This is a genomic window from Arthrobacter hankyongi (assembly GCF_022012395.1).
GTDB lineage: Bacteria > Actinomycetota > Actinomycetes > Actinomycetales > Micrococcaceae > Crystallibacter > Crystallibacter hankyongi.
The window spans coordinates 45,618-57,609 of the sequence record NZ_JAKLTQ010000024.1 but is presented as its reverse complement, the minus strand read 5'-3'; the positions used below and the strand labels follow the sequence as shown (position 1 = coordinate 57,609).

Annotated in this window: 7 protein-coding genes; 6 read left to right on the top strand and 1 reads right to left on the bottom strand. The window is 67.6% G+C overall.

Annotated elements, in window-relative coordinates:
* Nucleotides 1–4 precede the first annotated feature (4 nt).
* The 5 genes from LVY72_RS21170 to ndk all read left to right on the top strand — a co-directional run bounded on the left by LVY72_RS21170 (nucleotide 5) and on the right by ndk (nucleotide 7,593).
* Entirely contained in the window at nucleotides 5–1,714 is a 1,710-nt protein-coding gene (locus LVY72_RS21170; RefSeq protein ID WP_237826231.1) for an HNH endonuclease, read from the top strand.
* Nucleotides 1,715–1,993: 279 nt separating this feature from the next.
* Nucleotides 1,994–5,272, top strand: coding sequence for an isoleucine--tRNA ligase (gene ileS, locus LVY72_RS21165; protein WP_372463747.1), 3,279 nt, complete (start codon nucleotides 1,994–1,996; stop codon nucleotides 5,270–5,272).
* A 10-nt stretch (nucleotides 5,273–5,282) separates the two neighbouring features.
* On the top strand, nucleotides 5,283–6,662 hold the full coding sequence (locus LVY72_RS21160) for a bifunctional folylpolyglutamate synthase/dihydrofolate synthase (RefSeq protein ID WP_237826226.1): 1,380 nt from the start codon (nucleotides 5,283–5,285) through the stop codon (nucleotides 6,660–6,662).
* 3 nt (nucleotides 6,663–6,665) lie between these two features.
* Nucleotides 6,666–7,103 (top strand): DUF4233 domain-containing protein, encoded by a 438-nt coding sequence (locus LVY72_RS21155; RefSeq protein ID WP_237826224.1) that lies wholly within the window; start codon nucleotides 6,666–6,668, stop codon nucleotides 7,101–7,103.
* Between the two features lie 73 nt (nucleotides 7,104–7,176).
* The gene (gene ndk, locus LVY72_RS21150) at nucleotides 7,177–7,593 is read left to right on the top strand and encodes a nucleoside-diphosphate kinase (RefSeq protein WP_237826223.1); all 417 of its coding nucleotides are present in this window, start codon (nucleotides 7,177–7,179) and stop codon (nucleotides 7,591–7,593) included.
* Between the two features lie 87 nt (nucleotides 7,594–7,680).
* Here the strand turns inward: ndk and LVY72_RS21145 are convergent, their stop codons facing one another.
* Complete coding sequence (locus LVY72_RS21145; protein WP_372463746.1) at nucleotides 7,681–8,340, bottom strand: vitamin K epoxide reductase family protein; 660 nt, start codon at nucleotides 8,338–8,340, stop codon at nucleotides 7,681–7,683.
* Between the two features lie 407 nt (nucleotides 8,341–8,747).
* Between LVY72_RS21145 and LVY72_RS21140 the strand changes: the two genes are divergently transcribed.
* On the top strand, nucleotides 8,748–11,948 hold the full coding sequence (locus LVY72_RS21140; protein WP_237826221.1) for an Rne/Rng family ribonuclease: 3,201 nt from the start codon (nucleotides 8,748–8,750) through the stop codon (nucleotides 11,946–11,948).
* Nucleotides 11,949–11,992: the final 44 nt, after the last annotated feature.

The window sequence follows — 11,992 nt, the reverse complement described above, 5'->3', positions numbered from 1 at the left end:
GGTCATGACCATCTCGGCACTGGATCCTGATGCGGCGCTCGCATCCCTGAACCGGATATGCGCCGAGATCACCGCTGTGTCCGAATCATTCGTCACGGAAATGGGCCACCTCCCACCCGGCCGGATCGCAGCAGTGGTGGCGTCGGTCGAGCAGATCTCACGTGTTGTGGGCTACTTCCAAGTGGCCGGGGCGTGGGCGGTGGAGCATGCGGATGTTGCCCGTGTGGGCGAGCGGGACGACCTGTTCGGGGCGGAGTCGGTCGCTGCCGCGGATGCGGCGCCCAGCGACGCCACAGTGACCGTGGGAGCGGTGACCGGTGAGGCTAAATGGGCCGACCCGGCCGATACCTTCGCTCGTCCCGCCACGACTGCTAGGAACGGCAAAGCCAAGCGGGGCACGTCGTTCCGCACCAACGCGGAGTATCTGGCCAGCAGGCTGCGGATCACGGTGGGCGAGGCCAAATGCCGGATCAGGACCGGCCAGGCAGTGCTGGCGAGACGGCTGCCCACCGGGGAGCAGGGCACGGTGGCGTTGCCCGTGCTTGGAGAGGCCCTGGCCGAGGGGAAGGTGTCAGCACGGGCTGCGGCGCTTATCGTCGGCTCGGTGGCCCGGGTGCGCCCGGCAGCCGGACTGGAAGCGGTTGCGCCGATGGAGCAGGCACTGGTGGCCCAGGCCATGGAGGACAGCCAGGATGTGCTGGCCCAGGTCGCCGCCATGTGGGAAGCAGCGGCGGACCAGGACGGAACGGCACCCTCGGAAGCGGCCCTGCAGGCTAAGCAGGGGGTTTTCTACCGCGGCCGCCGCGGCGGGCTGCACTACTTGACCCTGGCAGCGGACGACGCCCAGTTCCAGACGTTGCAGACGGTCATGAATTCTGCCACGAATCCGCGGCTCCTCCCCGGGAATCCGACCGATGGTAACGGTACCGCCTCGTCAGCCGGACCGGGCATCCCGTTGACCATTGCGGATGGTCAGTCAGCCGGACCGGATTCTTTGGCGGTGTCGCCGGACGGCTGCCTCGACGAGCCGGAGCCGGACCCGCGGTCCTTTGCGCAAAAGCGGCTGGCCGGACTGGTCGCCGGGTGCCGGATCGCGCTCGCAGCGGACAAACTGCCGGCCACCGGCGGTCACAAGGCGCAGGTGATGGTCACGATCGGTTACCGGGAATTAGCCGGAGAAGTAGCCGGAGCCGCATATCCGGTCTTCGGTGCGCCGGTCAATCCCAGGACGGTGCGGAAGCTGGCCTGCGATGCGGACATCATCCCGGTGGTGCTGGGCTCATCCGGTGAAGTCCTCGATGTGGGCCGCGCGAACCGTTTTTTTCCGCCGGCAATCCGCCGGGCACTGGTGGCGCGGGATAGGGGCTGCGCGTTCCCCGGCTGTACCATGCCCGCCGTCTGGACCGAAGCCCACCACATCGTCCCCTGGTGGCGGGGCGGGAAGACCAAGGCTTCCAACGGCTGCCTCCTCTGTATCTTCCACCATGACCTGATCGACGAGGGGGACTGGGACATCGTGGTCGAGGACGGTGTACCGTGGTTCATCCCGCCGGCCTGCGTGGATCCACGCAGGCGCCGCCGACGAAACCGCTACTGGCACACCGCTGCGTCTGCTGCCGCCATCGGCGCGGACCGGCCGGAGGCGCGCGGGTCCGGGACCCGGACCTTGGAAGAGTCCGAGGCGGTTTCGACACCGAAAGCTCTCTGGTCCTAAACTGGATGGATAAGCACAGATCCGGCTATCACCGGGGAGCTTCCGGAAGAACGGCGCAAGCTCAGTAGAACCGGACGGGTATGCCCGTTACAGCAGCGAATGAGTGGCTGTCCCTGGCAGCCCCCGGCAACGGGGACGACGGCGGGCGGCAAGTGAGGTGGTACCGCGGGTTCCGCACCGGCCGGCCGCAGCGATGAGCTGCAGGCAGCCGGCGCAGGGCACGTCCTCGCAGGAAGTACCCGCCCTTGCCCAGCAGCTTGTCTTTCCAGGATGACGCACATGCCACAGATCTACCCCAAGGCCACCACCGCCGGTGAGGCCGCCGCCCAGAGCTCTCCGAAGTTCCCCGAGATCGAGGAACTGGTCTTGAAGTACTGGGACGAGGACGGCACCTTCCAGGCCTCCATCGACCAGCGCGATCCCGGGGAGAACGGCTCCAGCGAGTTCGTCTTCTATGACGGCCCGCCCTTCGCCAACGGGCTGCCGCACTACGGCCACCTGCTCACCGGCTATGTCAAGGACATTGTGGGCCGCTACCAGACCCAGCGCGGCAAGCGCGTCGAGCGCCGCTTCGGCTGGGACACCCACGGCCTGCCCGCCGAGCTGGAAGCCATGAAACAGCTGGGCATGACGGACAAGCAGCAGATCGAGGCCATGGGCATCGATAAGTTCAACGCCGCCAGCCGTGAATCCGTGCTGCGCTACACCAAGGAATGGGAAGCCTACGTCACCCGCCAGGCCCGCTGGGTGGACTTCGAGAACGACTACAAGACGCTCAACGTCGAGTACATGGAGTCGGTGATCTGGGCCTTCAAGCAGCTGCACGCCAAAGGCCTGACCTACAACGGCTACCGCGTCCTGCCCTATTGCTGGAAGGACGAGACTCCGCTGTCCAACCACGAGCTGCGCATGGACGACGACGTCTACAAGAACCGGCAGGACCAGACCGTCACGGTCACCTTCCCGATCCTGGCCGGGGACAGCGAAACCGGCCGGGAGCTGGCGGGCGTCAATGCCTTGGCCTGGACCACTACGCCCTGGACCCTGCCGACCAACATGGCGCTCGCCGTCGGGCCGGAGATCGCCTACGCCGTCGTCCCGGCGGGCCCGAACGGGACCGCAGCCCAGGGCGGGAAGTTCCTGCTCGCGCAGGATCTGCTGGGTACCTATGCCAAGGACCTGGGGTACGACGACGCCACTGCCGCGGCCGCGGCGGTCACCGCCACCTACACCGGCAAGCAGCTCGAAGGCCTGCACTACCAGCCGCTCTGGGACTACTACGCAGACACCGAAAAGTGGCAGACGCAGAACGCCTGGCGGATCCTGGTGGCGGACTATGTCACCACCACGGACGGTACCGGCCTGGTGCATCAGGCGCCGGCTTTCGGCGAGGACGACCAGCGGATCTGCGAGGCCTACGGCATCCCGGTGATTGTTTCGGTGGATGAGGGGGCCAAGTTCCTCTCCACCTTTGCCGAAGGTCCGCTGGCGGAGATCCCCGGCCTGCAGGTCTTCGAGGCCAATAAGCCGATCACCCGCGTGCTCAAGGCCGAGGGCCGCCTGCTCCGGCAGGCCAGCTACGAGCACAGCTACCCGCACTGCTGGCGCTGCCGCACGCCGCTGATCTACCGGGCGATCTCCTCGTGGTACGTGGAGGTCACCAAGATCAAGGACCGGATGGTCGAGCTGAACCAGCAGATCAACTGGATCCCGGAAAACGTCAAGGACGGCCAGTTCGGCAAATGGCTGGAGAACGCCCGGGACTGGTCCATCAGCCGCAACCGGTACTGGGGCAGCCCGATCCCGGTCTGGGAATCGGACAATCCGGACTATCCGCGCCAGGACGTCTACGGTTCGCTGGCCGAGCTGGAGGCGGACTTCGGCCGGCTGCCGGTCAACGAGGCAGGCGAGCCGGACCTGCACCGGCCCTACATCGACGACCTCACCCGGCCCAATCCGGACGATCCGACCGGCCGGTCGACCATGCGCCGCGTGCCGGACGTGCTCGATGTCTGGTTCGATTCCGGGTCCATGCCCTATGCCCAGGTGCATTACCCGCACGAGAACCAGGACTGGTTCGAGCACCACTTCCCGGGCGACTTCATCGTCGAATACATTGGCCAGACCCGCGGCTGGTTCTACACGCTGCACATCCTGGCCACCGCGCTGTTCGACCGGCCGGCGTTCCGCAATGTGATCAGCCACGGCATCGTGCTCGGCTCGGACGGGCAGAAGATGTCCAAGAGCCTGCGGAACTACCCGGATGTCTCCGAGGTGCTGGACCGGGACGGTTCCGATGCGATGCGCTGGTTCCTGATGTCCTCGCCCATCCTGCGCGGCGGCAACCTGATTGTCACCGAACAGGGCATCCGCGACGGTGTCCGCCAGGTGATGCTGCCGTTGTGGAACGTGTGGCACTTCTTCAAGCTGTACACCAACACGGCCAACAACGGCGACGGCTACGAGGCCACCTCCGTGCTCGGCGACGAGGCGCGGATTGCGTCGCTGGACTCGCTGGACCAGTACATCCTGGCCAACACCGGCGATGTCATCCGCAGCATGACCGCCAGCCTGGACAGCTACGATGTCAGCGGCGCCTGCGACGCCCTGCGCGAATACCTGGACACGCTCACCAACTGGTACGTCCGCCGCAGCCGCCAGCGCTTCTTCGACGAGGATGCCGACGCCTTTGACGTGCTGTACACCTGCCTCGAGGCGGTCTGCCGGACCGCCGCGTCGCTGCTCCCGCTGGTCACCGAGGAGATCTGGCGCGGCCTGACCGGCGGACGTTCGGTGCATCTGACCGACTGGCCCGACGCCGCAGCCTTCCCGGTGATGGAGGAACTGGTTCAGCGCATGGAGGCCACCCGCCGGGTCTGCTCCGTGGGCTCGAGCCTGCGCAAGGCTGCGAACCTGCGCGTGCGGCTGCCGCTCTCCGAACTCACCGTCGTCTCCCCCCTTGCCGGGGAGCTGGCCGGCGGTTACGAGGAGATCATCAAGGATGAGCTGAACATCAAGTCCGTCCGCCTGGTCGAAGCCGGCACTGCCTCGCCCGAGGAGTTCGGCATCGAGCAGAGGCTGGTGGTCAATGCCCGCGCCGCCGGTCCGCGGCTGGGCAAGAACGTGCAGGCGACCATCAAGGCGGCCAAGTCCGGTGACTGGTCGGCGGACGAAGCCGGCAACGTCACCGCCGGCGGGCTGGCGCTCGAACCGCAGGAGTACACGCTGGAAACCGTCGTCTCGAGCGAGGGGAGCGGCTCCGCCTCCGTGGCCATGCTGCCCGGTGGGGGTTTCGTGGTGCTGAACACCGAGGTGACTGCGGACCTTGAGGCCGAAGGCGTGGCGCGCGACATGGTCCGCGCCATCCAGCAGGCCCGCAAGGACGCCGACCTGGTGGTCAGCGACAGGATCCGCACCACCGTCAGCGCCGGCCAGTCCGTGCTGGACGCAGTCAACGCCTACCGCGAGCTGGTCTCCGGGGAGACGCTGACCGTGGACCTGGTGCTGGTGGCAGCCGACGGCGGCCAGCAGGTAACCGTCGAAAAAGTAGAGGCGTGAGGGGCAGCACATGAGCGATGAGTTCGGCGTCGAAAGCGTCTACGCGGAGCTGTTGAGCCGCGCACCGGAAAACAAGATCGAGCCCCGGATGGAACCGATGCTCCGGGCCATGGAGATCCTTGGCGAGCCCAACAAGGCCTTTGCCAGCATCCACATCACCGGAACCAACGGCAAGACCTCCACCGCCCGGATGATCGACGCCGGCCTGCGCGCGCACGGCCTGCGTACCGGGCGGTACACCAGCCCGCACCTGACCAAGGTGACCGAACGGATCAGCATCGACGGCGAGCCGGTCGCGGATGAGACGTTTGTACGGAACTGGGACGAAATCCGTCCCTACCTGGAGATCGTCGACCAGGAGCTGAATGCCGTTAGCGAACCAAGGCTGACCTACTTCGAGTGCATGACCATCCTGGCTATCGCCATCTTCGCGGACGAGCCGGTGGAAGTGGCTGTGGTGGAGGTGGGGCTCGGTGGCATCACCGATGCCACGAATGTGATCGATGGACAGGTCGCCGTCATCACGCCCATCTCGTTGGACCACACCGACCTGCTCGGCGAATCGGTGGAGGAGATCGCCTACGAGAAGGCCGGGATTATCAAGCCCGGTGGCTTCCTGGTCAGTGCCGCCCAGCCGGTGGAGGCCGCGCAGGTGCTGCTGGAGAAGGCCCGGGAGGTGCACGTGCCCTTCCGCTTCGAAGGCGTGGAGTTCGGGGCGGAGTCCCGGCTGCTGGCCGTCGGCGGCCAGCAGTTGACGATCTCCGGGCTGGCGGGGCGCTACGAGGACCTGCTGCTGCCGCTCTTCGGCGCACACCAAGCCGAGAACGCTGCCGTGGCGGTGGCTGCACTGGAGGCGTTCCTGGGTGGCGGCGAGAAGCCGCTGGATGTCGAGGTCCTGCGCGAGGCCTTCCGCACCGTCACCTCGCCCGGGCGTATCGAGGTGCTCCGCACCGCACCGACGATCATCGTCGATGCCGCCCACAACCCGGACGGTATGCGGGTGACCGCCCAAGCGGTCACGGAAGCCTTCAACTTCAGCAAGCTTGTCCCCGTGGTGGGCATCCTGCAGGAGAAGGACTCGGTGGCGGTGCTCGAGGCACTGCGCACACAGTTCGGCGACCTGGTACAGGAAATCTGTGTCACCGCCTCCAACTCGCCGCGGGCGGTTGATCCGGAACGGCTGGCCGAGGACGCGGTGGCTGCCGGGTTCCCCGCCGACGCCGTGCATATCGAACCAAAGCTGGATGATGCGGTGGTCTGGGCGGTGGAGCAGGCCGAGGCCAACAATGACCTGGCCGGCGGCGTGCTGATCACCGGCTCCATCACCTTGGTGGCGGACGCCCGCATCCTGCTCGGAACGCCGGGCACGCCCGGAACGACTGGAAAGTAGGCCATGGCACGACTGACCAAAGCCCAGCGCGAATGGCGCCCGGACATGCCCAAGAAGCGGCGGTCCATCAAGGTGACCTTCGCCTCGACCGTCCTGTCGCTGGAAGCCTTTGTGGTGTTCTTCGGCACGCTGGTGGCATTTGGGCTGCTCAAGGACACTATCCCGCAGCCGCTGGTGCTGGGGGCGGGCATCGTCCTGTCCCTGTTGCTGATCGGTTGCTGCGCGCTGCTGGGCCGGCCCCTGGGCTACAAGCTCGGCTGGGTGCTGCAGTTGGTGATTATCGCCACCGGCTTCGCGGTGCCGATGATGTTTGTGGTCGGTGCCCTGTTCGCCCTCACCTGGTGGTACGGCGTGGTGACCGGGGCGCGGATCGACCGGGAGAACAAGGAGCGCGACGCCGCCCAGGCGGAATGGGAGCGCAACAATCCCGAGAACGATTAGAGTAAACGGGCGAAGCGGACACCGTGGGAGCGCCCCACTCTGCAAGAACTGACGAACCCAGAGGAGTAACTACGTGAGCGATGAGCGCACACTTGTCCTGATCAAGCCGGACGGCGTGGCACGCGGCCTGACCGGCACGATTCTTTCGCGGGTGGAGGCCAAGGGCTACAAGCTGGTGGAGCTGAAGCTGGTCAACGCCACCCGTGAGCTGCTGGAGCGCCACTACGAAGAGCACGTTGGCAAGCCGTTCTACGAGCCGCTCGTGGAATTCATGCTCAGCGGGCCGGTGGCAGCCGCGGTCTTCGAGGGCCAGCGCGTTATCGAGGGCTTCCGGTCGCTGGCTGGCACCACGGAACCCACCACCGCCGCCCCGGGCACCATCCGCGGCGACTTCGGCCGGGACTGGGGACTGAAGGTGCAGCAGAACCTGGTGCACGGCTCGGATTCGCCCGAATCCGCCGAGCGTGAGATCGGCATTTGGTTCGCCTAAAGCCGCGGACCAGCCGGCAGGACTGAAAAGGGCCGGGGCCGCATCCAGTGGATGCGGCCCCGGCCGTTACCGTACGGCGTCCGGTTCCTAGGCTCCGATGAAGGCGCCGAGGAAGCGGAAGAAGACGCTGGCCGCCGTCGCGACCCAGAGCAGCGCCGTAATGGTCCAGGACCAGTTGGAGACGAACCGGACGACGCCGGCGGGGGCCGGGATGACTCCGTGCGCCAGGTTCCGGGCCGTCAGCTGGACGAACATCGGGATCATCATGGCCCAGACTCCCATGCAGTACAGGCACAGGATATAGATGTCGAAGAGGGCCTGGCTCCACAGCCAGACGACGAAGATGAACCCGAGGGTCACACCGGTCTGCAGCCCGATCCAGTACCAGCGGCGGAACTGCGCCCCGGCAAACATGGCCATCGCCGTGGTGATCGGCACGGCGAATGCCACGATGCCGATGATCGGGTTCGGGAATCCGAACAGGGAGGCCTGCCAGTGCTGGAAGACGGCGCCGCAGGATATCCAGGGGCTGATGTCGCAGCTGGTCACGTGGGCGGGGTTCTTGTACACCTCAAGCCGTTCCAGCACGAGGATGAAGGACATCACCCAGCCCACCGCTCCGGTCACCAGCAGCAGCCAGGCGAACGGGATCCGGCGAAGGTGCTTGGCCTCAACCCCGCGGTCTTCGGCAGGCTCCGCGGCAGATTCCTGGGTCTGAGTGTTGTGGTTCACCGGTCTCCTGCTCATTGTCGGTTGATTGCCATGATTCTATCGCCCGAAAAAGTTGCAAAGGATAAGCAAAAACGGCCACTTGTGAGAGAATGGGTCTTGGCTGGTAGTGGATCCACATTCCATTGCCGGTCCAGCGACAGGCTTCCAGCGTTGTCGGCGATGCTTCTCGATACGGTGCCCATCACCCGGATGGGCGTACGGAGAATCCGCTTGGCAACCTACCGATGAAGAGAATATATGCGGTAGTAGGGAAGAGCCGCTGGTCTCCCGGGTGTGCCGCGCCCCACTGATGGTGCGAGCCCGGGTGATACCAAAACGACTTCCGGTGACGGGTGGCCGCAGGGCCCGAAGGATAACCGGCTACTTGCCCCCGAGGGCGCCGGGATGTGGCAGGCGCTGCAAGGGCTGGAGCGCAGTGATAAATGGATAATGAACAGTTGAACCTGGCAGCACCCGAAGACGGGGAAGCTCCCGCCACGAAGCCAGTCCGTACGCGCCGCAAAAAGGCTGCCGAGCCGGCCGAAAGCGCCGGGCCCGTCCAGACCGCAATCCCGGGCACCGACGTTGTAGAGCAAGCCGCACCGCCGGCAGAGGCCGCTGCGGCCAAGCCCAGGACACGCCGCACGCGCAAGGCGGCCGCTCCGGCGGCCGAAGAAGCACCCGCGGCGGCCGAAGCTGCCGGGCAGCCGGACGAAACCGCCCCTGCCCAGGCCGAACCTGCGCCGGAAGCCGGGGAGGCCAAGGAAACCGCTCCGAAGGCGCGGGCGCCCCGCCGCCGCAAGGCCGCGGCCAAGCCCGTCCCCGAAGCCGCCGTCGAGGAGGCCGGCCCCGCCGCCGAGCCGGTCGATGCCGCCGTGGCAGCGCCGGCAGCCCAGAAGCCGACAGCCGAGGTGCCGGCAGCCGGCGCGGAGCCAGCTGCGGCCGTCGAGTCAGCCGCCGTCGAGCCCGCGGCTCCGGACACGGCGGCTGAAGCGGCCGCAACTCCGGAGGCCGAACCGGCCGCCCAGGAACCGGTGGCAGCCCAGCCGGAGGACACCGCAACGCCCCCGGCCCAGGACACTGCCGGGCAGGACACCGCCGTTCCCTCGCCGTTCATGGTGCCTGACTCGCCGGTTTCCCTGCTCTTCCACGCCCCGGATCTTTCCGTGATTGCCGCCACCCGCGCCGCCGAGGAGGAGGAACCCGAAGACGAGAACGAAGACGACGACGAGCAGTCCGGCAGCCGCCGCGGCCGGCGCAGCCGCCGCAGCCGGAGCCGCGGCCGCGGTGAATCCGCCGAAACCGAGGCCGCCGAGGCTGAGGAGCCCGCGGAAGGGGGCGCCGTCGACCAAGCCGAGGCTGCCGACGGCGTGACCTCGCGCCGCCGCCGCCGGCGCCGCCGTGGCGACCAGGACCTGGAATTGACCGGCGGGCTGGAGACCGATCCGCCCAACACCGTCACCCGGGTCCGCGCGCCGCGCCAGTCCACCGAGACCGCACCGGCCGGCCGGGTTGCCTCGGTCAAGGGATCCACCCGGCTGGAGGCCAAGCGGCAGCGCCGGCGTGAATCCCGGGAGTCCGGCCGCCGCCGGCAGGTGATCACCGAGGCCGAGTTCCTGGCCCGCCGCGAATCGGTGGACCGCCAGATGGTGGTGCGTCAGCGTGACGAACGGATCCAGATCGGCGTGCTCGAAGACGGCGTGCTGGCCGAGCATTTCGTTTCCAAGACCCAGCAGGATTCGCTGATCGGCAATGTCTACCTGGGCAAGGTCCAGAACGTGCTGCCCAGCATGGAGGCCGCCTTCGTCGATATCGGCCGCGGCCGCAACGCCGTGCTGTATGCCGGCGAGGTCAATTGGGATGCCGCCCACCTGGACGGACAGCCCCGGCGCATCGAACTGGCCCTGAAGTCCGGCGACTCGGTGCTGGTCCAGGTGACCAAGGACCCGGTGGGCCATAAGGGCGCGCGGCTGACGAGCCAGATCTCGCTGCCCGGCCGCTTCCTGGTCTACGTCCCGGGCGGTTCGATGACGGGTATTTCCCGGAAGCTGCCGGACGTGGAGCGGAACCGGCTGAAGAAGATCCTCAAGGAGCATGTGCCGGACGGCGCCGGGGTGATTGTGCGTACCGCCGCCGAGGGCGCCAGCGAGGAAGAGTTGATGAATGACATCAACCGCCTGCGCGCCCAGTGGGAGGGGATCGAGGCCCGGGCCACCGACAGCAAGACGCTGCCGCCGGAGCTGCTCTATGCCGAGCCGGACCTGACCATCAAGGTCGTGCGCGATGTGTTCAATGAGGACTTCTCCAAGCTGATCGTCTCCGGCGACGAGGCCTGGGACACCATCGAGGCCTATGTGACCTACGTGGCCCCGGACCTGGTGGACCGGCTGGAAAAATGGACTGCCGAGGAGGATATCTTCGCGGCCAACCGGATCGACGAGCAGATCTACAAGGCGCTCGAGCGCAAGGTCTTCCTGCCTTCCGGCGGCTCGCTGGTGATCGACCGCACCGAAGCCATGACCGTGGTCGATGTCAACACCGGAAAGTTCACCGGCTCCGGCGGAAACCTCGAGGAGACCGTCACCAAGAACAACCTTGAGGCTGCCGAGGAAGTGGTCCGCCAGCTGCGGCTGCGCGATATCGGCGGCATCATCGTGATCGACTTCATCGACATGGTGCTGGAGTCCAACCGCGACCTGGTGCTCCGCCGCCTGGTCGAGTGCCTGGGCCGGGACCGGACCAAGCACCAGGTGGCCGAGGTAACCTCGCTGGGCCTGGTCCAGATGACCCGCAAGCGTATGGGCACCGGCCTGCTGGAGGTCTTCGGCGAGCAGTGCGAGCACTGCGCCGGCCGCGGTGTGATCACGCATGAGGAGCCGCTGGAGCACCGCCGGGCCGCCGTGGTGGCCGAGCACCAGCATCACGTGCAGGCACGGGTGGAAAAGCAGCAGGCCCGCCCGGAGAAGCCGTCGCGCAGCGAGAAGCGGCGCACCCGGGGCCAGAGCCAGCCGCAGGTCCAGGAGCAGCCGGCCGCCGGGGCGCACCAGGACGACGCCGAGCGCCAGGCCAAGGCCCGGGCCGCGCTGGCGAACATCGCCGCAGCGGCCCATGCGGCCCACGAGGCCGAGGACCATGCCGTCGCCCAGGTTCCGGAACCTGCCGGCCAGGAACACGTCGTCGAACCCGGGTCGCCGGTCCTGACCATTAATGGCGAAAAGGTGGCACTGCCGCGGGCCGAGCACTTGCCGGCGGCGGTTGTGGAGGAACCGGCCCTGACCCTGGAGAGCCTGACCGAAGCCTTCAACCGGGTGGCCCCGGCCCCCGTGGTGGCGGAGCCGCATGCCGGTACCGGTGCTGCCGAGGGCGACGACGAGGCAGCGTTGCGCACCGGCCGCCGCCGCGGCCGCCGGCATCGTTCGGCCAGCCGCGCCCAGGGCGCTGCCAACGAGAGCGCCGTCGAGCAGGCCAGTGACGGCCCGGAAACCGGGCAGGAAGCTGCCGCGCACTCCTTCACCGCCCAGGCGCCCGGCCGGGCCGCCGGCCAGGCTTCTGCCCAGGAGTCCGGCGGAGGGAAGCCGCAGGCCGAGGCAGCCAAGTCCGGTCCGATCATCCTCGGCGTCGGGGTTCCGGCCTCCGAGCTCTAGGCCCGCCGCCTGCCGGGCAGGCAAGACAGGCAAGGCCCGGGGCC